The organism is Marinobacter sp. P4B1, assembly GCF_001447135.1.
Classification (GTDB): Bacteria; Pseudomonadota; Gammaproteobacteria; order Pseudomonadales; family Oleiphilaceae; genus Marinobacter; species Marinobacter vinifirmus.
In genome coordinates this window covers 1,040,548-1,060,506 of record NZ_LLXM01000015.1, presented here as the reverse complement: position 1 = coordinate 1,060,506, position 19,959 = coordinate 1,040,548, and the positions used below count along the sequence as shown (strand labels likewise).

The following is a 19,959-nucleotide window of genomic DNA, read 5'->3' as shown; positions in this document are numbered from 1 at the left end:
CGATCAACCCTGGAGAGCCCATGCAGGCCGAGCTGCTCGACATCCGCAACCACATCGCCCAACACGCCCCTTTTGACGAAATGCCCGAAGAGCTGCTCGACCGTATAGTTACTGGCATCGAGGTGGCCTATTACCGGGCCGGCACCCAGATTCTGGAGCTGGGGCAGCAGAACTACTGGCTGCACTATATCCGCAGCGGGGCAGTGGAAATTTTCCGGCGCTCCGGCGAGCTATACAACCGCATTGGTGAGGGCGAGATTTTTGGTCAGTTCGGCCTGTTGCGCAACCAGAAAGTGCGCTTTCCCGCCAAGGCCATTGAAGACTGCCTGATCTACAAAATCCCCTTCGAGACCTTCCAGTATCTGTGGGAAAACGACGAAAACTTCGCCGATTTTGTCGAGATTGAAGACCACAGTCGCCTGCGTTCGGCGGTCTCGCGCCGGCACAAATCCAACGAACTGATGTCCGCCAAGGTCACCCGGCTAATTGCCCGCGAGCCTGTCTCTGCCCCAACCACCGTGCGCCTGCAGGGAGCGGCCCGGATCATGACCGATAACGGCGTATCGGCGCTGCTGCTGATGGATGAAAGCGGCGATTCTCCCAGGCTCAAGGGCATCATCACCGACCGGGATCTGCGCACCCGCGCGGTCACCAACGCCCTGCCTTCAGAGACCCCGATCAGCGAGATCATGTCAGAGGGCCTGATCACCATCAGCGCCCGCAGCTACATCTTCGAGGCCATGCTCACCATGCTGCACAATAACGTGCACCATCTGCCGGTGATGGAAGACCACGAAGTGCGTGGCGTTATTGCACTGTCCGACATCGTCAAATACGAAAGCCAGAGCAGCCTGTACCTGGTGAGCAACATCTACCACCAGAACGACGTCAAAGGCCTGAAGAAAATCAGCCGCGAAGTGCGCGACAGCTTCGTGCGCATGGTGAATGAAGACGCCAACTCCCACATGATCGGCAGCGCCATGGCTGGCATCGGCCGAAGCTTCAGTCAGCGCCTGCTGGAACTGGGCGAAGAAAAACTCGGCCCGCCACCCATCCCGTATTGCTTCATGGCCCTGGGCTCCATGGCCCGGGATGAACAACTGGTTGTTACCGACCAGGACAACGCCATGGTGCTTGACGACAGCTTCATCCCGGAAGAACACGACGACTACTTCCTGGCCCTGGCCAAGTTCGTCTCCGACGGCCTGGCCGAGTGCGGCTACACCTACTGTACCGGCGACATCATGGCCACCAACCCGAAATGGCGGCAACCGCTGAGGGTCTGGAAAGACTATTTCACTGACTGGATCGATAACCCCAAGGCCGAAGCCCTGCTCAACAGCAACATCTTCTTCGACCTGGACGGAATCTACGGCGAAACCGACTTTGCCGAGCAGCTGAAAACCCTGATTGTGGAAAAGGCCGGAGGAAGTCAGCGCTTCCTCACGTTCCTGGCCAGAAATGCCCTGAACCGCACACCGCCCCTGGGTTTCTTCCGCACCTTTGTGCTGGAAGAAGACGGTAAGCACCAGAAAACCTTCAACCTGAAACGCCGGGGCACCGCGCCGCTGTCTGACCTTATCCGGGTACATGCCCTGGCCAGTGGCAGCCGCTCCCAGAACTCCTTCGAGCGCCTGAAGGACGTGGCCAACACCAAGCTGCTAATGGACGACGACGCCGGCAACCTGCGCGATGCCCTGGAATTCATCTCGATTGTCCGCATCCGCCACCAGGCGCTGGCCATTGAAGAGGGCCGGGAACCGGACAATAACGTGCGCCCCGAAGACCTGTCGCCGTTCGAACGCAGCCACCTGAAAGACGCCTTCCAGGTGGTCAGCAATGCCCAGAAATTCCTGCGCTTCCGCTACAACGCAGGAGCCACGCGGAATGTCTAACGCCATCGAAAGCAGCAACAGTAACCGGAACTGGCCAGACACCTACCGTCAGGGAGCGGAACAGGCAAAGGACGCGCGGATTCGCGACTTTTACAACGCCGGCTGCCCGGATGCCACCACCCCCGTGCGTGACGTTCCGCTGGTCGCCCTGGACTTCGAAACCACCGGCCTGGACGTCAACAAGCACTCCATTGTCAGCATCGGCCTGGTGCCCTTTACCCTGGGCGGCATACAACTCGGCGAGGCCTGGCACCAGATCGTCCGCCCGCAGCTGCCGCTGGAGCAGGACACCGTAACCATTCACGGCATCACCCACAGCGAAATTGAACACGCCCCGGACCTTGCCGAGGTGCTCGACCCCCTGTTCCAGCACCTCAAGGGCCGCATACCCGTGGTGCACTACCGCAACATAGAGCGGCCGTTCCTGAACATGGCCCTGCAATGGCGCCTGAAAGAACAGCTGCTCTTCCCGGTCATCGACACCATGGCCATCGAAGCCTACCTGCACCCCAAACGAAACCCCGGCCGGTGGCAGCAACTGATGGGAAAAAAGCCCATCTCCATCCGCCTGCCCGACAGCCGGATCCGCTACGGCCTGCCCCACTACGCCGGCCACAATGCGCTGATCGACGCCATCGCCACCGCCGAACTGTTCCAGGCCCAGGTCCTTCATCACTTCGGCCCGGATACGCCCATTGGCGACCTGTGGGTATAAGGACCCATAGCCCCTACAGGCGCCAATCGCTAGAATAAAGGGCAAATCAGCCAAAGAGACCACAGTGACCGACACCATCACCAAACCTACGCCTCTGGACGCCTTCAAACGCGCCCGAAGAATGTGGCTGAAAGGGGAAAAGATCAGCCTGGCGGCCCTGGCCGATGACCTGCACATAGGCCGCGCCACCCTGTTCCGCTGGGTGGGCAACCGGGACCTGCTGATTGGTGAGATTCTCTGGTCCCTGTACGAACCTCTCTACAAAGAAGCCCGTGCCATTACCCCCGGCCATGGCGTCGACTATGTCGTTGGCGTGTTTCGTCACATCAACATGACCATCCTGCACTTTTCGCCACTGCGGAAATTCCTGCACCAGGATCCGGAATACGCGCTCAAGATGCTCACGTCATCCCATTCCACCCTGCACGCCCGCACGGTGGAAGTGAACACCCGCTTACTCAAGGATGAAGTACGCGCCGGGCACCTGAGCCCGCCCATGAACATACAGAGCCTGTCCTACTTCATGGTGCGCATCGCCGAATCCTGCCTGTACAGCGACATTATCGGTGGCCGGGAACCCCGGGACGAAGAACTCGAAGATGCCTGTACAGCCGTACGTATCCTGTTGGGCGGAAAGGTGTAGGGCCCAATCAATCCCAGTCACAAAAAAACCGGAACTGTTTCCAGCGCCGGTTTTTTTATGGTGTGGCAGCGGCCAGAACGGCCGCGCCGGATCAACCAATCAGGTTGTAGACAAACACGATGGCCACGGCTACCGGAGTCACGTAGCGCAGCAGGTTGTGCCAAAGGGCAAAGGCACCACCGTCCATGGCCAGGTCGCTCTTCAGAGACTCCTTCGCCACGAACCAGCCCACAAACACGGCCGTCAGCATACCGGACAGCGGCAGCATGATATTGGCAGTAAAGTAGTCCAGCAGGTCGAAGATGGTCTTGCCTTCAAAGGCTGCGAACATGCCCAGCGGGGTCACACCGGACCACACGTTCAGTGACAGGATCGAGGCAATACCCAGCGCCCAGCAAGCACCGCCGGCGACAATGGCACTGCCGGTGCGGCCCAGGCTGGTTTTCTCTTCAACCCACTCAACCACCGGCTCCAGCAGGGAAATACCGGAGGTCCAGGCGGCAAACAACAGCAGGATAAAGAACAGCGCGCCAAACAGGCTGCCCATGGGCATGTTGCCGAACGCCAGCGGCAGGGTCTGGAAGATCAGGCCGGGGCCGGCACCGGCTTCCAGGCCGTTGGCGAATACCACCGGGAAAATGGCCAGGCCCGCCAGCAAGGCAACCACGGTATCCAGGATGGCAACACTGACAGCCGTGCGGCCAATCTTCACATCGTTACCGAGATAGGAGCCGTAGGCCATCATGATGGCCATACCCAGGCTCAGGGTGAAGAACGCATGGCCCAGGGCAACCAGGACGCCGTCAATGGTCAGGGCGCTGAAATCCGGGGTAAACAGGAAGCTGACCGCTTCGCCGAAATGACCGGTGGTGGTGGCATAGCCCACCACTACCAGCAGCAACACCAGCAGTGCCGGCATCAGGATGGTCGCAGCACGCTCCAGGCCACCCTTCAGGCCACGGGCTACCACCAGGATAACCAGCGCCATAAAGACGGTGTGCCAGAACAGCAACAGGCCGGGGTTACTCAGCAAATCACCGAACAAGGCGCCTACCGAGTCAGCCGTACCACCGGTGAAGTCACCCATGGCCGCGTGGCCGATGTAGGAAGCCGCCCAGCCGCCGATGACGGAGTAGAACGACAGAATGATAAAGGCCGCGAACATACCGATGATGGCAGAAATACGCCAACCCGGAGACGCCAGGTTGCGCTCTGCCACCAGCCGGAAACTGGTGATCGGGTTGTGGCGACCATTCCGGCCGATAAACACCTCGGCCATCATGATGGGAATACCGATGATGAAGATACAGAGCAGGTACACGAGAACGAACGCGCCGCCGCCGTTTTCACCGGTTACGTAGGGAAACTTCCACACGTTACCAAGGCCGACAGCAGAACCGGTTGCTGCCAGAATAAACGCGAGTCTGGAAGACCAGAGTCCGCGAGCCCCGGTACCGCTGTCAGCTGCGGAGTTGGACTGAGTCATGAGTTTTCTTCCTGTGCTTTTGGCTTTAGGAAATTACGGATTGTGAGTGCGCCGAGCCTGAGTGCTGGGGCAATTGGGGCCGGATTCTGCCAGCACTGGCCAAATGATGCCAGTGTTGAAATGTTGTTCAGTTGTTTACGGCCGGCCCCCGGCCAGGGGATCAGGCCAGGGCCTGCCGCCGAAACCGGTTGTTCACCCACAGCGAGAACGCAATCACCAGGCCGCCGAGCGCAAGCCGCCCGAGGTCCGCATCCCGGTTCCAGATCAACAGGTTAACCAGCAAGCCGGCCGGCACCAGGGCATTGTTCATGATCGCCAGGGTGCCGGCATCCACCTGGCAACCGCCCCGGTTCCACAAATACAGCCCCAGACCGGAAGCCGCCAGGCCAAGCCAGGCCAGAATGCCCCACTGCAAGCCGGTAGCCGGCAGCTTGTCCGGATTACCGAACACCAGGAACGACGGCAGGGCGATGACCAGCGCGCCAAAGAAGAAATAACCGAAAGTGCGGTAGCCCGGCAGCTCCAGCGGGTAACGCTGCATTACATGCTTGTAGCCCACCTGGCCGGCGGCAAAGGTGAAATTGGCCACCTGCAACAACAGGAAACCAGTGATGTAGTCTTCGCTCAGGCCGTCGTAGCGGATAATGCCGGCGCCCAGGGTGGCGATGGCCGCAGCCAGCAGGGCCACCGGGGAAAACCGGCGGTACAGGGCATCGTCCAGCAGGGTGACATACAGCGGAGTGAAGATGGTGAACAACAGCACTTCCGGCACCGTCAAGTAACTGAACGAGCGGTACAGGCACAGGTAGGTGATACCGAACTGCAGCATACCGGTGGCCATGATGCCCAGCTTCATGCCTCCGGGAACACCGCGCCAGCGGGTCAGGGGCAGGAATACCAGAGCTGCCAGCAACACCCGGCTAAGCACCGCAAAGTCGCTGTCTACCCGGCCAGCCAGGAATTCACCAATCAGGCTGAACGAGAACGCCCAGAGAATCGTAACCAGAACCAACAGTTTCATCGCGCGCCACCTGCAAAAATCCGGGCTGCTACTTTACTGATTTCTTCCGGCAATTGCAGTTTCTGAAGGCGTGCTTGTCCCTATAAGAACCAACACCGGCGATAGGGTATGATCTTCAGCCGGCCCAAGGCCCCCTATACGCCCTGCACAGAAACCCGGAACACCATGGACGAAAACCACCAACCGTTACCAGAAACCCGGCAACCGCTGGTCAGCCGCACCCTTACCGAATGGAAAACCCTGGCCATTCTGGGCGGCCCCATCCTGATTGCCCAGCTGGCCCAGATGGCCAATGGTGTCATCGATACCGTGATGGCCGGCCACGCCAGTGCCGAAGACCTGGCCGGTGTCGGCATCGGCAGCAGCCTGTGGATGCCGCTGTTCCTGTTTTTCATGGGCCTGCTCGGCGCGCTGCAACCGATCATTTCCGGCTACAACGGTGCCCGCACCACCGGCAAGATCATGCCGGCTACCTGGCAGGGACTGTACATTGCCCTGGCCGGCACCGTAGTGATGGTGCTGTTGCTGACCAACGTACAGCCGGTGCTGTCGATGCTGAAGATGGAGCCCACCACTGCCGGCATAACCCAGGGCTACCTGGATGCCTTCGCCTGGGGCATTCCCGCCATGCTGCTGATGAACGCCCTGCGAGGCCTGACGGACGGGCTCGGGCACACCCGGGTGATCATGGCATTTTCGGTGCTCAGTACCCTGATCAACCTGCCCCTGAACTACATTTTCATCTACGGAAAGCTCGGCCTGCCGGCCATGGGGGGCGTGGGTTGTGGCTGGGCCACCTCCTTGTCGAACGGAACGGCGGCCATCGCCCTGCTGGTATACCTGAATTACAGCAAGACCTTCCGGGCCTTCCATATACTGGCAGACTGGGTGAAACCGAACTGGCAGGGCATCCGTTACATTCTGCGCATTGGTGTGCCGATCGGCTTTACCATTTTCGTAGAAGCCAGCATGTTTTCGGTTATTGCGTTGTTCCTGGCTCCGCTGGGGCCGGTTGTGGTGGCAGGGCACCAGATTGCCCTGAACGTGGTGTCACTGTTGTTCATGCTGCCGCTGAGTATCGGAATGGCGCTGACCCTGCGAGTCAGTTTTCTGATCGGCGCCCGGGCCCCGGACACTGCCCGGCTGATTTCCCGAAGCTCGCTGATCCTGGCCTCGGCCATCGCCCTGATCTTCGCCAGCGCCCTGTATGTGTTTTCCGGGCCGATTGCAGCGCTGTATTCCAGTGATGCCGAGGTACAGGCGGTCACTGTCCGGTTGCTGACCTTTGCCGCCATGTTCCAGATTGCGGACGTCATCCAGGTCACCTGCATCAGCGCACTCAGGGGTTACAAGGACACCCGCATCCCCATGTTTATCATGCTGTTCTCGTTCTGGGGAATCGGCTTGCCGCTGGGTTACTTTCTGACCTTTACAGACGCATTGCTGCCGGCGCTGGGAGCGGCCGGATTCTGGGTGGGATTAACGGCGGGGCTGACTTCCGCCAGCTTACTGCTGGGCTGGCGGCTGTTCCGGTACCGGCCGGCACCGGAACCGGCCTGAGCCAGCGCGTCTGCATAGACAATCCGGTCACGGCCGGATTCCTTGGCTTCATACAAGGCGTTATCGGCACGCCGCAGCCAGCTGGCCACACTTTCGCCATGGCCCAGCAATGCCACACCGAAAGAAGCCGTGACCGCCCCGCCCGGGTGCTTCAGCCGCCGGCGCAACAACTGCTGCAGGTTGGTCATCACCGACTGCAGCCCCACGCCATCCACACCCGGCAGCAGCAGGACGAACTCCTCGCCGCCATAGCGGAACAACTGGTCTGACTTGCGGGTATTGTGTTCGATCAGCGCGACCAGCTCGGTCAGCACACTGTCGCCGACACCGTGGCCATAGTCGTCGTTGATGGTTTTGAAATGATCCAGGTCCAGCAGCACCAGCGCATAGGACTGCCCGGTCTGCTCGGCGTTGGCGGCCGCCAGGTCCAGCGCTTCGTCCATCGAACGCCGGTTCTTCACCCCAGTGAGGGGATCAATGGTGGCCAGGTGTTCCAGGCGCACCCGCTGGTTCTTGTTCCGGTAAGCGAACACATAGGCACAGGCACTGACGACCACTGCCGTGGAGGCAAAGGACCACATCTGCACCTGGGAGCTGAAGGCCTCCCCGAACGACATCAGTACCAGCACCGAGGCAATGTTCAGCACAATGGCAATCTTCGGTGCCACCAGGAAGAAGGTGGTCACCAGGCAGGGATACAACCAGAACAGGCCCGGCTCGCCCACCACATAGCCAACCGATACCGCACCGCCGCAGGCCACAAGGGCCAGCACCATGCCGCCCACCCGGGTGTTGCCGGTCAGCCAGCTATATATCACTCCGAAGGAAATACCCGCAAGGATCACCGTATCGAGCAGGCCGGCCATGGTGTTGCCCTGCAGGAACCGAAGCACGGCAAACGGCGTAATCCCCAGCACGGCACTGGCGCCGAGCAGGGTAATGATGGACAGGCGAAAATCGTTCTTCAAACGATGCAGCATGCGGAACCGGATCCGACAAAAGTCTTATTTGGGAATCAAGAATAGCGCAAGCTAATTGAGCGGTCGCCGCGCGACAACGATTCTTAACAAATTTCTACCTGAACAACCACGTATCTCACGAAGAATTAATAACTTGGCGTGAACTCCGGAAACCAAACGTTACGCAAAAACCGGGGCAGTGAATCTATACTGGATGCAATCCAGATATTGTTTATCCAACCAACCCGCAGGCAGGCACCCAAATGACCGACAAGGAACCCACCGACACCGGCCAGGACGCACTCAATGCCCGACTGGAGCAGGCCAACAAACAACTGCTGCAATCGGAAAAGCTGGCGGCCATCGGCCAGCTGGCCGCGGGGGTTGCCCACGAGATCAACAACCCGGTGGGCTACGTCTATTCCAACCTGCAAACCCTGGAAAACTACCTGAACGACCTGTTCCGGCTGACCGATGCCATAGACACCGCGGCATCGCTGGAGGATCTGCGCCAGATCCGCCACAACATCGATTACAACTACCTGCGGGAAGACCTGAAAGACCTGCTGAGCGAATCCCGCGAGGGTATCGAACGGGTAAAAACCATCATCTCGGCGATGAAGGACTTCTCCCACATCGAGGAAGAAGAGTTCAAGCAGGCCGACCTGCACCGGGGTATTGAAACCACCCTGAACGTGGTGAACAACGAGCTCAAATACAAAGCCGAGGTTGTCCGGGATTTCGGAGAGCTGCCCCACGTGGAGTGTATTGCCTCCCAGATCAACCAGGTGATCATGAACCTGCTGGTTAACGCGGCCCACGCCATCGAGGATTTTGGCAAGATCACCATCCGTACCCGGCACCAGGGTGATAGCGTTACCCTGGAAGTGGAAGACACCGGAAAGGGTATTGCCAGCGAGCACCTGAACCGCATTTTCGAGCCGTTCTTCACCACCAAGGGCATCGGCAAGGGCACCGGGCTGGGGCTGTCGCTGTCCTTCAACATCATCAAGAAGCACAATGGCGAGATCGAGGTACACAGCGAGCCCGGGCAGGGCACCCGATTCCGGATTACACTACCGGTAACACAACCGGAACCGCTCCAGCACACACAGCAGAACCAGGATACGGAGAACCCTGCATGATCAGAATCCAGCTGGTCGACGACGAGCCGAACGTCCTCAACAGCTTGCGCCGCCTGTTGCGCCGGCAGGACTGGCAGGTCGACGCCTTCAGCGATGTTGAAGAAGCCCTCGAAGCCCTTCTGCAACACGAGTACGCGGTCATCCTGTCAGACTACAAGATGCCCATGGCCGATGGTGTCACCTACCTGAAATTTGCCAAGCAGAAGCAACCGGGCGCCATCCGCCTGGTACTCAGTGGCCATGGCGACAGCGAATCCATGGTCAAGGCCATCAACCAGGCGGAAGTCTTCCGATACCTGACCAAGCCCTGGGACGACCATGAAGTGGTCGCTGCGATCAGTTCCGCGGTAGAACTCTATAGTCTGCAAAAAGAAAACCAGCGCCTGCGCAAGGAAAACGACGCCCAGCGGGCCATGATCAAGGCCCGGGAAGAAGAGCTGCTGCGCCTGGAGGCCGACAACCCCGGCATTACCCGGGTGCGCCGGGATGCCGATGGTTCGGTACTGCTGGACGACGATGCGGGGTCTTCCGACTGAATGACGGTTTCACCCGGCTTCAGCCCCTGGCTGATTCTGCTCATTGTCAGCGCGTCGATACTGGTAGTGGCCCTGGCCATTGCCAGCTACCGGTTCTGGAACCAGGCCCGGCAGCGTTCGGCGTCGCTGGAAGAGCTCAATAACACCCTCAACTACCACCTGGAGCAGGAACGGGCGCTGCGCTACATCAACGAGCGCTTCCTGGAGTTCTCCCGGGATATTCTCTGCTCCATCAGTGCCGATGGGACCTTTTTGCAGATCAGCCCGGCCTGTCTCACCATTCTTGGCTACAGCCCCGAAGAGCTTCAGGGCCAGCCCTACCGCCAGCTACTGGTGCCGGAAGACCGGGCCAGTACCGAAGATGAAATGGCCAGGTTGATCTCCGGCGAACACGACAAAGCCATCGAGTTCCGGGCCCGGCTGAACCACCGCAACGGCCAGGTCATCACGATTGCCTGGATTGCCGAGTGGTCTCCGGAAGACCAGATCCTGTTCTGCGTAGGCCGGGACATCAGCAACGAACTGGTGGCCGAAATCCTCACCCAGGAACGGGAACAGTTCTTCTCGCTGTCACCCGACATGTTCTGCATCATCGACCTGAACAGTTATTTCTTCGAGCTGAACGCCCACTTCGTCGACACCCTGGGTTACACCCGGGATGAACTGCTGGGTACATCCTACCTTGACCTGATCCACGAAGACGACCGGGAAGCGGTCCAGGAAGCCGTATGGGCCCTGGGCGAAGGCGTGGAAATCAAAGACCTGGAAGTTCGTATCCTCAACCGGCAGGGCGGCATCCACTGGGTCGACATCAACGCCATTCTCAGCGCCGACGACCTGATCTACGTGGTGGCCCGTGACACCACGGCCCTGCGCAAGGCCATGGAACAGCTGGAAGAAACCATGAAGGAACTGGAGCGCAGCAACCGGGAGCTGCAGGACTTCGCCTTCGTGGCCTCCCACGACCTGCAGGAACCCCTGCGCAAGATACAGGCATTCTCGGACCGCCTGATTGCCCGTTCCGAAGACCTGGGCGAGCGGGAAAAAGACTATCTGCGGCGCATGCAGTCGGCTGCCGGGCGCATGCAGGCACTGATTGAAGACCTGCTGTCCTATTCGCGGGTAACCACCCGGGCCAAGCCCATGGTGGCCTGCAACACCAACGAAATCCTCAGCGAAGTGCTGGTGGATATGGAAACCAGCATCGGCCGGGCCCAGGGCAAGGTAGACGCCGAAACACTGCCGGAAACCTGGGGCGATGCCATGCAGTTGCGGCAGGTGTTGCAAAACCTGCTCAGTAACGCCATCAAGTTCCACGCTCCCGACCGTCCACCGGTGGTTCAGGTGCGGGCCGAGGACATCACGAACGATGCCTGGACCCTGGTGGTCAGCGACAACGGCATCGGCTTCGACGAACGCTATGCGGAAAAACTGTTCCACCCGTTCCAGCGGTTGCACCAGAAAGAAGGCTACCCGGGTACCGGAATCGGCATGGCGATTGTGAAGAAAATCCTCGATCGCCACGGAGCATCGGTCAGCCTGAACAGCCAGCCCGGCACCGGCACCACCTTCCGTATCCGCTTGCGCAGCGGTCAGGGAGCGGCCTGATATGACCAGTGACAACCGCCCCCCGGTAATCCTGATCGCCGAAGACGATCCGGACGACCAGCTGATGCTGCAGGATGCCTTCGAGGAAACCTGCGAGCACTGCCAGTTGCGGTTTGTCTCCGACGGCGTGGAGCTGATGGCGCTGTTGCTTGGTGAAGAAAGCGCCGGGCCGCTGCCGGACCTGTTGCTGCTCGACCTGAACATGCCCCTGAAAGACGGCCGGCAATCGCTGGTGGAAATCCGCTCGGAACCCAGCCTGCAACAGCTGCCAACGGTCATCCTGACCACATCCAGAAATGATGAAGACCGGGCCTTCTGCCTGGCCCAGGGGGCCAACGACTATCTGGTGAAGCCGTCCAGTTACACCGAACTGATCGACATCGTAAAAGCCCTGGAAACCTGGTGGGAATCGCCATGACCGACCCGATGTTGCGCGTATTGCTGATCGAGGACGACGAAGACGACTACCTGATCACCGAAGACCTGCTGGCTGAAGCCAGCCCGGGCAAAACCCGGCTGACCTGGCACAACTGCCTGGACGATGGCCTGGCCGCCCTGCACCGGGAAAGCTTTGATGTGGCCCTGGTTGACCTTCGCCTGGGGCCGGATTCCGGCCTTGACCTGATCCAGCAGGCGAGGAACGAAGGCATCACCACCCCGTTTATCCTGCTGACCGGCCAGGGCGATGAAGAGCTGGATGCCCGGGCCGTGGAACTGGGGGCAGCCGATTACCTGGTCAAGGGCCGTATCGATGGCCACGCCCTGTTGCGCAGCATTCGCTATGCCATCGACCGTGCTGTCGCCACCGAAGACCTGGCCAGCAGCGAAGCCCAGTACCGGCTGCTGTTCGAGAATAACCCCACGCCCATGTGCCTGGCAGCGCCGGGCAGCGGCCGCATGAATGCCATGAACGAAGCTGCACGCACGCTCTATGGCGTGGTGCTGGAGGAAGTCGCAGGCCTGAACATTGCCGACCTGGCCGATAAATCCCTCACCGGCGAGCCGGATGGCGACGGCATAGTGCTGCAAGCGGGGGCCGGGCTGGAACGCCACCGTACCAAGGATGGCCGGAAGCTGATTGTGGAAGTAGCCAGCCAGAACATCACCATTGGCCACCACGAACTGGCCCTGTTCACCCTGACCGACAAAACCGCCCAGATCCAAAACACCCGGCAGCTGAAACTGCTGCAACGCTGTATCGAAACCAGCTCCAACGGCATGGTGGTGGCCGATGCCCGTGCCGACGACATGCCACTGGTTTACGTAAACCCCACTTTCGAGCGCATCACCGGCTACACCGCCGCCGAAGTACTGGGCCGCAACTGCCGGTTCCTGCAGGGCGATCCGCCCGATGACAGCAACATGCAGGCGCTGGAGACCATCCACCGAGGCCTGGCCGATGGCGAAGAAGTGTCGGTTATGCTGCGCAACTACCGCAAAGACGGCACTCCGTTCTGGAACGACCTGTACCTGTCGCCGATCCGCAATGAGCGCAATGAAATCACCCATTACGTGGGCGTACAGAACGACATTTCCGAGCGCAAATCCATCGAACACCAGCTGGCCTACAACTCCAGCCACGATGTGCTCACCCAGCTGCCCAACCGCACCCTGCTGGAAGACCGGCTGACCCAGGCCTGCCAGTTTGCCCGGCGCTACAACCGCCATGTGGGTGTACTGTTCATTGACCTGGACGGCTTCAAGCTGATCAATGATTCCCTCGGCCACCGCACCGGCGACCAGATCCTGATCGAAGTTGCCCGCCGCCTGAAAGAGCTGGTGCGCTCCGGCGACACCGTGGCGCGGGTCAGTGGCGACGAATTTGTGGTGGCGCTGTCGGGGCTGACCCACGGCAGCGATGCCCAGCTGGTGGTGGAACAGGTAATGAGCACCCTGGCCAACCCTTACCGGATTGGCGACGTTACCCTGCACCTGACCGCCAGCATCGGCATGACCGAAACCGACGGCAACATCAGCAGTTCAGCGGAACTGATCCAGCAGGCGGACCTGGCCATGTACCAGGCCAAGCAACTGGGTCGGAACACCTGGCAGTGGTTTGAAGAAGCCATGAACTCCCAGGCCAGCTACCGGGTCAAGCTGCGCAACCAGCTGCAGGACGCCATCGACAACCAGGCCCTGACGCTCTACTACCAACCGATGATCGACTCCCGCACCGGCCAGGCCCGCTCGGTGGAAGCTCTGGTGCGCTGGGAACACCCGGAGCTTGGCCTGGTATCGCCGGCAGACTTCGTACCGCTGGCGGAGGAAACCGGGCAGATTATTGCCCTGGGTGAGTGGGTGCTGGACCAGGCTTGCCGGGATATGGTCAAACTCCATGCCGCCGGCTTCCGGGACTGTTCGGTGGGTGTGAACATCTCGCCGGTACAGATCCGGAAAACCGACTTTCTGGCGACGGTCAAACGGGCTCTGGGCGAATCCGGCCTGCCAGCCCAGGCGCTGGACCTGGAGATGGTGGAGTCTGCGGTCATCAATGACACCAGCCAGGTGGTCGACACACTCCACAAGCTCCGGGAGCTGGGTGTACAGATCTCGATTGATGATTTCGGCACCGGTTTCTCGAGCCTGACCTACATCAAGCAGATGCCGGCCAACCGGATCAAGATCGACAACTCGTTCATCAAGGAAGTCATCAAGAACCGGAGTGATGCCGCCATCACCCGGGGAGTCATTTCCATGGCCCACCACCTGTCGCTGGAAGTGGTGGCCGAAGGGGTGGAAACCGAGGCCCAGGCCAACTTCCTGCGCCGCAACCAGTGTGACCTGCTGCAGGGCTATGCCTTCTCGCGGCCCATGCCGTTCGAGCAGCTGACCGAATATATGAACCTGCACGGACATCGCGGGGCCGGCGGCAGTGATAATGCAGAGAAAGAGCAGAAAACCGTCCTGCTGCTGGACGATGAGGTGAACATCATCAAGGCCCTGACCCGGACCCTGCGCCGGGATGGCTACCGGATTCTGTCATCCACCAGCATCAGCGAAGCTTTCACCCTGCTGGCGGAAAACGAAGTGCAGGTGATCATTTCAGACCAGCGCATGCCGGAAATGTCCGGCACCGAGTTTCTCAGCCAGGTGAAGGCCATTCACCCGCACACCGTGCGTATTGTGCTGTCCGGCTACACCGACCTGAAATCCGTCACCGAGGCCATCAACCAGGGCGCAATCTACAAGTTCCTGACCAAGCCCTGGGACGAAAAACAGCTGCGGGAGCATATCCGGCAGGCGTTCAAATACCACGCCAATATGCAACCGCAGACCTGATGCGTCAGGCCACCAGGCCAAATGCCCGGGCGTGGTGGTTCAGGTGGTCATCAATGAACGAGGCAATGAAGAAATAGCTGTGGTCGTAGCCCCGGTGCATGCGCAGATTGATGTGGTGATGGTGCTTCTCGCAGGCATCCGCCAGCGCTTCCGGGTTCAGCTGCTGCTCCAGGAATTCATCGGCGGTGCCCTGGTCAATCAACAGGGGCAAGCGCTCCTCGGCCCCCGGAATCAACCGGGTGGCATCCCACTCTTCCCAGCGTCCCTGGTCTGACCCCAGGTAACCGGTAAAGGCTTTCTGACCCCAGGGGCAGGCCATCGGATTGGCGATGGGCGCGAACGCCGACACGGATTTGTAGAAACCCGGATTCTTCAGGGCACAAATCAGCGCACCGTGGCCGCCCATGGAATGCCCGCTGACAGCCCGCTCACCACTCAATGGCAGTTCGCTTTCCACCAGCTGCGGCAATTCCTTCACCACGTAATCGTACATGCGGTAATGGGGAGCCCAGGGCTGCTCGGTCGCGTTCACATAGAAGCCGGCTCCGGAGCCGAAGTCGTAGCTGTCGTCTTCACCCGGCAGGTTCAGGCCCCGTGGGCTGGTGTCCGGGCAGACAATCGCCAGGCCCAGCTTCGCCGCCAACTTCTGGGCGCCGGCTTTCTGCATGAAGTTCTGGTCGGTGCAGGTCAGCCCCGAGAGCCAGTACAGCACCGGTACCGGCTTGCCATTGGTGCCCAGTGCCGCCGGGGGCAGGAAAACCGCAAATTCCATTGCGCACTGCAGCGTGGCCGAGGTATGGCGATAGCGCCGGTGTTCGCCGTCAAAACAGACGTTGGTCGATAACAGTTCCATAGCAGTCCTGATTCTGTTGAATGGGTGCCTCAGTCCTCGGCACTGGCAAAGCGGGATTTCTCCATCGTATAGCCTGCCTTTGCCAGCTGGGACAGGATGGCTGTACGGGTAACAATACCCACCAGTTTCCCATGATCAACCACCGGATACACTTTCGGTTTACCGGCACCCAGGTTCTGGGCCAGGTCTACCACCGACATATCCGGGGATACCGTCAGCGGGTTATGGAACATCACGTCGTCCACCATGGGCTCGCCTTCGCCATGGTAGTTACTCACCAGCAGTGCATGAATGCAGTCCTGCTCCGAGACAAAGCCCAGCACATGGCGCTGGTCGTCCACTACCGGTAGCCCGGAAACGTGGTTCTCAAGCAGCGCCTTCACCACCCGTGGCAGCGGTGTGCCACAGCGGATGGGTTCAATATGGTTCCACATGACTTCGGAAATCTTCAGTGAGCGCATCAACTGCTCCCCTCGGTGTCAGATTCAACTGGCCGGAAAGCGATTCCGGTTACCCTAAACATAGGCAATTCGCCCGCAAATAGGAAACCACGGCGGTAAAAACGGTTTACATGAAAAAATAGTCGACTAAACTCAATGAGTTATGCCTGAACAAGGCCCAAAAACATAATAGATCCGTGGCAAAAACCGGGAGTCTCCATGGAAGCCATTTCAAATTTTGTTAATGATATCAACGGGCTGGTTTGGGGCCCGCCCATGCTGGTCATGATACTGGGCGTCGGCCTGTTCCTGAGTATCGGCCTGAAACTGATGCCGATCATGAAACTCGGCGCCGGCTTCCGGCTGATGTGGAGCGGCCGGGCCCGGGGCGATGACGACGACGGTGACATTCCGCCGTTCCAGGCCCTGATGACGGCGCTGTCTGCCACCGTGGGCACCGGCAACATTGCCGGCGTGGCCACGGCGGTCTTCCTCGGCGGCCCTGGTGCGCTGTTCTGGATGTGGCTGACCGCCCTGGTGGGCATGGCCACCAAGTATTCCGAAGCCGTACTGGCGGTTCGCTTCCGGGAGGTCGACGAGCGCGGCAATCACGTGGGTGGCCCCATGTACTACATCCGTAACGGCCTGGGCAGCAAGTGGGCCTGGCTGGGTGTCTTGTTTGCCGTCTTTGCCTCGATCGCAGCCTTCGGCATCGGCAATACCGTACAGGCCAACTCGGTGGCTGATGTACTGGCAACCAACTTCAACCTGCCGCACTGGGTAACCGGCGTTATCCTGATGGTACTGGTGGGCATGGTGCTGATTGGCGGTATCAAACGCATCGGCCAGGTTGCCAGTGCGCTGGTGCCGTTCATGGCGGTGTCCTACGTGCTGATCGGCCTGATTGTCCTGGCCATCAACGCCAACGCGATTCCGGACGCCATCAGCATGGTCTTCAGCTATGCCTTCAGCCCTGCCGCAGCCGAGGGTGGCTTTGCCGGTGCCGCGGTGTGGGCGGCCATCCGCTTCGGTGTGGCCCGGGGCATTTTCTCCAACGAAGCCGGCCTGGGTTCCGCTCCCATTGCCCATGCTGCGGCCCAGACCAAAAACCCGGTCAAGCAGGGCATGGTGGCCATGCTGGGCACCTTCATCGATACCATCATCGTGTGCAGCATCACCGGCCTGGTGATTATCACCTCCGGCGCCTGGACCTCCGGTGAAACCGGTGCAGCGCTTACCTCACTGGCCTTTGAAACCGGCCTGCCGGGCTTCGGTAACTATGTGGTCGCCATCGCACTGGCCATCTTCGCCTTCACCACCATCATCGGCTGGTCGTTCTACGGCGAGCGCAGCATCGAGTTCCTGTTCGGGGTGAAAGCCATTGTGCCGTACCGGGTGCTGTGGATCATTGCGATTCCGGTGGGCGCCACGGTGAACCTGGGCTTTATCTGGCTGGTCGCAGATACCCTGAACGCCATGATGGCGCTGCCTAACCTGATCGCCCTGTTGCTGCTCAGCCCGGTGGTGTTCAGGCTGACACGGGAATATTTCGAGAAGCAAAAGGCTGCCGGTTACCGTTAACCGCCAGGGATTGTCATAAGGATGTGACCAAAGTGTTGGATGATCCGGGTCAACTACCCCTTGTTATCCGGATCATCCGGTACCAGAGTTACTGGTAGACACTGGCAAAGTGGCCGTACAAAAACCGTGCAAAGGAAAGGAGACTGACTATGACCTTGCGTCTTGGAGATACCGCACCGGATTTCGAACAGGAATCCAGCGAAGGCACCATCCGGTTCTACGACTGGCTCGGGGACAGCTGGGGCGTGCTGTTCTCTCACCCGGCGGACTTCACACCGGTTTGCACCACCGAACTTGGCCTGACCGCCAAGCTGAAGGACGAGTTCGGCAAGCGTAACGTCAAGGCAATCGCCCTGAGTGTCGACCCGGTGGACTCCCACAAGGAGTGGATCAAGGACATCAACGAAACCCAGGGTTGCAGCGTTAACTTCCCGATCATTGCTGACCACGACAGCAAAGTGGCCAAGCTGTACGACATGATCCACCCCAACGCTGACAGCACCCTGACCGTTCGCTCGCTGTTCGTAATTGACCCGAACAAGAAGGTGCGCCTGATCATCACCTATCCGGCTTCTACCGGTCGTAACTTCAACGAAGTGCTGCGGGTGATCGACTCGCTGCAGTTGACCGACGAACACAAGGTGGCCACCCCGGGCAACTGGGAAAAAGGTGGCGATGTGGTGATTGTGCCGTCCCTGCAGGACGAAGAGGAAATCAAGAAGCGATTCCCGAAAGGCTACAAGGCCGTTAAGTCCTACCTGCGGATGACACCAGACCCGTCCTCCAACTGGAGCGGCGACTGAGCCTCCGGTTCTGTAAAGCAGTCACGAAAAGGGCAGGTTGAACCTGCCCTTTTCTGTTTCCGGCTTACCAGCTGGCCGGCACCCGGCCTTCACGGATACGCTGGGGATGATCCCCTACATCGACCCGGGCAATCTCGCTGGCACTGTCGATATCAATCACCGACATCTGGTCGGTACCACTCCAGGAAATATAGCAGCGGTCACCCTTGGCATTGGTGGTTACCCAATAGGGCTTCTCACCCAGCCCGGTCAGCACCGTGTAGTCGAAGGTTTCCCGGTCCACAATCGCCACGTAATCGCTCATGGTGCCGGCGACACACAGGGTTTCGCCTTTGCCGTTCATGGCAATGCCGTGGTGCGCAGAATCGTTGATGTAGAGCTCCCGTGGCATATCCGGTACCAGGTTTGGCAGCGCCGCCCGGCGGGTGACCACGCCCTGCTCCATGTCGTACTCCACAAAGCCGTGCAGGAACGACAGCTGGAAGTAGAAGAAGCGTTCATCCGGTGTATGGGCCATGGGCCGGATGGCGGGGCTCAGGTCACTGTAGCCGGCCGCGTCGAGTTTTTCGGCAAAGTCGAACTGCTCGATGATTTCCAGGGATTCTGCATCCACCACCTGGAACCGTCGCTCGCCCTTGGTGAAGTCCATCAGGTTCTTGTCCAGCGGGGTGAAAACGTGGCCGATGCTGGCGTGGTAAATCTTGCTGCCATCCCTGGAATAGACATTTTCGTGGGGCGAATTGCCGGTCGGGAACTGGCCGATTTCCTTGCCAGTATTCACATCCAGCACATGCACCACGTTACCGGTCGAGGCCGACACCGCCACCTGGGTGCCATCCGGTGAAATGGCCATGTGGTCAGAACGGTAGCCTTCCACCTGGAAGCGCCAGGCAATCTTGCCGGTAGCCGTTTCAATGGCCACCACATCGGCAAAGCTGGGGCGGGAAACAATCAGCAGCCGGCCGTCCTGGGTGCTGTACATGTCGTCCACGTACTGGTCGTGGCCTTCACCGATCAGGTAGCGAACCGCCTTGAAAAATACCAGCCGCACCGGGTTGAACAGGATTTCGGTCATGCGCCGGCGCTTGTCGGGAATACCGTTGATACGCCCGATATTCTGGTAGGTGTCGGCGTCGATCACATCGATCATGCCTTCCCAGTTGTTACCAACAAAGATCACATCGCGGGTGTCTTTGGCCTGGGCGGTCGTCGCGGTGACGGCCAGCACGCAGGACAGCAAAAAGGCAGCGGCACCTCTGCGCTGGCGAAGGGGTTTCATTCGTTCCATGGTGAGTTCTCCGGATTTTATTGTTGTTACTACTTATTTCGGCGAACACTTGTACCTTTTTCAGGCAATCAGACACATGACGCAACTGACACCCGGCCCGTCATTTCGGCCAACTGCAGGTATAAAAAAAGGACAGGTCTCAGCCTG

At 59.7% G+C, this 19,959-nt stretch carries 16 protein-coding genes and 1 pseudogene; 11 read left to right on the top strand and 6 right to left on the bottom strand.

The window, feature by feature from the left end; genetic code table 11:
* Window positions 1-20 precede the first annotated feature (20 nt).
* The 3 genes from AQ621_RS16395 to AQ621_RS16385 all read left to right on the top strand — a co-directional run bounded on the left by AQ621_RS16395 (window position 21) and on the right by AQ621_RS16385 (window position 3,253).
* Window positions 21-1,895 carry a putative nucleotidyltransferase substrate binding domain-containing protein gene (locus AQ621_RS16395; RefSeq protein WP_058342296.1) on the top strand — a complete coding sequence of 625 codons (1,875 nt, stop codon included), beginning with the start codon at window positions 21-23 and terminating at the stop codon, window positions 1,893-1,895.
* Window positions 1,888-2,610: a 3'-5' exonuclease gene (locus tag AQ621_RS16390; protein ID WP_058342295.1), complete on the top strand. Its 723-nt coding sequence runs from the start codon at window positions 1,888-1,890 to the stop codon at window positions 2,608-2,610. Before AQ621_RS16395 ends, AQ621_RS16390 begins: the two co-directional genes overlap by 8 nt.
* Window positions 2,611-2,674: 64 nt before the next feature.
* Window positions 2,675-3,253 carry a QsdR family transcriptional regulator gene (locus AQ621_RS16385; protein WP_227508376.1) on the top strand — a complete coding sequence of 193 codons (579 nt, stop codon included), beginning with the start codon at window positions 2,675-2,677 and terminating at the stop codon, window positions 3,251-3,253.
* A 91-nt stretch (window positions 3,254-3,344) separates the two neighbouring features.
* Here the strand turns inward: AQ621_RS16385 and AQ621_RS16380 are convergent, their stop codons facing one another.
* Window positions 3,345-4,739, bottom strand: a complete 1,395-nt coding sequence (locus AQ621_RS16380; protein ID WP_058342293.1) for a sodium-dependent transporter — start codon at window positions 4,737-4,739, stop codon at window positions 3,345-3,347.
* Between the two features lie 160 nt (window positions 4,740-4,899).
* Entirely contained in the window at window positions 4,900-5,760 is an 861-nt protein-coding gene (locus AQ621_RS16375) for a carboxylate/amino acid/amine transporter (protein WP_058342292.1), read from the bottom strand.
* Between the two features lie 165 nt (window positions 5,761-5,925).
* On the opposite strand from AQ621_RS16375, the gene AQ621_RS16370 reads away from it, so the two are divergent.
* On the top strand, window positions 5,926-7,320 hold the full coding sequence (locus tag AQ621_RS16370) for an MATE family efflux transporter (protein WP_058342476.1): 1,395 nt from the start codon (window positions 5,926-5,928) through the stop codon (window positions 7,318-7,320).
* Between the two features lie 71 nt (window positions 7,321-7,391).
* Here the strand turns inward: AQ621_RS16370 and AQ621_RS17865 are convergent.
* Window positions 7,392-7,763, bottom strand: a pseudogene (locus AQ621_RS17865) (GGDEF domain-containing protein); the annotation flags it as partial.
* Window positions 7,764-8,542: 779 nt separating this feature from the next.
* On the opposite strand from AQ621_RS17865, the gene AQ621_RS16365 reads away from it, so the two are divergent.
* Genes AQ621_RS16365 through AQ621_RS16345 form a run of 5 tightly spaced genes read left to right on the top strand, consistent with a single transcriptional unit; the run spans window position 8,543 to window position 14,847 of the window.
* Window positions 8,543-9,424 (top strand): ATP-binding protein, encoded by an 882-nt coding sequence (locus tag AQ621_RS16365; RefSeq protein WP_058342291.1) that lies wholly within the window; start codon window positions 8,543-8,545, stop codon window positions 9,422-9,424.
* Complete coding sequence (locus tag AQ621_RS16360) at window positions 9,421-9,960, top strand: response regulator (protein WP_058342290.1); 540 nt, start codon at window positions 9,421-9,423, stop codon at window positions 9,958-9,960. The genes AQ621_RS16365 and AQ621_RS16360 overlap by 4 nt, the downstream gene beginning before the upstream one ends.
* Window positions 9,961-11,568: a sensor histidine kinase gene (locus tag AQ621_RS16355; RefSeq protein ID WP_058342289.1), complete on the top strand. Its 1,608-nt coding sequence runs from the start codon at window positions 9,961-9,963 to the stop codon at window positions 11,566-11,568. It begins immediately after the preceding gene.
* 1 nt (window position 11,569) lies between these two features.
* Window positions 11,570-11,986 carry a response regulator gene (locus tag AQ621_RS16350; RefSeq protein ID WP_058342288.1) on the top strand — a complete coding sequence of 139 codons (417 nt, stop codon included), beginning with the start codon at window positions 11,570-11,572 and terminating at the stop codon, window positions 11,984-11,986.
* On the top strand, window positions 11,983-14,847 hold the full coding sequence (locus tag AQ621_RS16345; protein WP_058342287.1) for an EAL domain-containing protein: 2,865 nt from the start codon (window positions 11,983-11,985) through the stop codon (window positions 14,845-14,847). Before AQ621_RS16350 ends, AQ621_RS16345 begins: the two co-directional genes overlap by 4 nt.
* 4 nt (window positions 14,848-14,851) lie before the next feature.
* On the opposite strand, the gene fghA is transcribed toward AQ621_RS16345, so the two are convergent.
* A complete protein-coding gene (gene fghA, locus AQ621_RS16340) occupies window positions 14,852-15,700 on the bottom strand; it encodes an S-formylglutathione hydrolase (RefSeq protein ID WP_058342286.1) in 849 nt (282 codons plus the stop codon).
* 29 nt (window positions 15,701-15,729) lie between these two features.
* A complete protein-coding gene (locus AQ621_RS16335; protein WP_022990545.1) occupies window positions 15,730-16,161 on the bottom strand; it encodes a CBS domain-containing protein in 432 nt (143 codons plus the stop codon).
* A gap of 198 nt (window positions 16,162-16,359) precedes the next feature.
* Between AQ621_RS16335 and AQ621_RS16330 the strand changes: the two genes are divergently transcribed.
* Window positions 16,360-17,721, top strand: a complete 1,362-nt coding sequence (locus AQ621_RS16330) for an alanine/glycine:cation symporter family protein (protein ID WP_058342285.1) — start codon at window positions 16,360-16,362, stop codon at window positions 17,719-17,721.
* A 149-nt stretch (window positions 17,722-17,870) separates the two neighbouring features.
* On the top strand, window positions 17,871-18,524 hold the full coding sequence (locus AQ621_RS16325; protein WP_058342284.1) for a peroxiredoxin: 654 nt from the start codon (window positions 17,871-17,873) through the stop codon (window positions 18,522-18,524).
* A 64-nt stretch (window positions 18,525-18,588) separates the two neighbouring features.
* Here the strand turns inward: AQ621_RS16325 and AQ621_RS16320 are convergent, their stop codons facing one another.
* Window positions 18,589-19,812 carry a YncE family protein gene (locus tag AQ621_RS16320; RefSeq protein WP_201785340.1) on the bottom strand — a complete coding sequence of 408 codons (1,224 nt, stop codon included), beginning with the start codon at window positions 19,810-19,812 and terminating at the stop codon, window positions 18,589-18,591.
* Window positions 19,813-19,959 lie beyond the last annotated feature (147 nt).

What these genes read in the sequence shown, in the direction of transcription:
- AQ621_RS16335 (WP_022990545.1), bottom strand. Translation starts at nt 16,161, where the DNA reads ATGCGCTCACTGAAGATTTCCGAAGTCATGTGGAACCATATTGAACCC.
- AQ621_RS16355 (WP_058342289.1), top strand. Translation starts at nt 9,961, where the DNA reads ATGACGGTTTCACCCGGCTTCAGCCCCTGGCTGATTCTGCTCATTGTC.
- AQ621_RS16325 (WP_058342284.1), top strand. Translation starts at nt 17,871, where the DNA reads ATGACCTTGCGTCTTGGAGATACCGCACCGGATTTCGAACAGGAATCC.
- AQ621_RS16350 (WP_058342288.1), top strand. Translation starts at nt 11,570, where the DNA reads ATGACCAGTGACAACCGCCCCCCGGTAATCCTGATCGCCGAAGACGAT.
- AQ621_RS16330 (WP_058342285.1), top strand. Translation starts at nt 16,360, where the DNA reads ATGGAAGCCATTTCAAATTTTGTTAATGATATCAACGGGCTGGTTTGG.
- AQ621_RS16375 (WP_058342292.1), bottom strand. Translation starts at nt 5,760, where the DNA reads ATGAAACTGTTGGTTCTGGTTACGATTCTCTGGGCGTTCTCGTTCAGC.
- AQ621_RS16370 (WP_058342476.1), top strand. Translation starts at nt 5,926, where the DNA reads ATGGACGAAAACCACCAACCGTTACCAGAAACCCGGCAACCGCTGGTC.
- fghA (WP_058342286.1), bottom strand. Translation starts at nt 15,700, where the DNA reads ATGGAACTGTTATCGACCAACGTCTGTTTTGACGGCGAACACCGGCGC.
- AQ621_RS16395 (WP_058342296.1), top strand. Translation starts at nt 21, where the DNA reads ATGCAGGCCGAGCTGCTCGACATCCGCAACCACATCGCCCAACACGCC.
- AQ621_RS16360 (WP_058342290.1), top strand. Translation starts at nt 9,421, where the DNA reads ATGATCAGAATCCAGCTGGTCGACGACGAGCCGAACGTCCTCAACAGC.
- AQ621_RS16390 (WP_058342295.1), top strand. Translation starts at nt 1,888, where the DNA reads ATGTCTAACGCCATCGAAAGCAGCAACAGTAACCGGAACTGGCCAGAC.
- AQ621_RS16345 (WP_058342287.1), top strand. Translation starts at nt 11,983, where the DNA reads ATGACCGACCCGATGTTGCGCGTATTGCTGATCGAGGACGACGAAGAC.
- AQ621_RS16365 (WP_058342291.1), top strand. Translation starts at nt 8,543, where the DNA reads ATGACCGACAAGGAACCCACCGACACCGGCCAGGACGCACTCAATGCC.
- AQ621_RS16320 (WP_201785340.1), bottom strand. Translation starts at nt 19,812, where the DNA reads ATGGAACGAATGAAACCCCTTCGCCAGCGCAGAGGTGCCGCTGCCTTT.
- AQ621_RS16380 (WP_058342293.1), bottom strand. Translation starts at nt 4,739, where the DNA reads ATGACTCAGTCCAACTCCGCAGCTGACAGCGGTACCGGGGCTCGCGGA.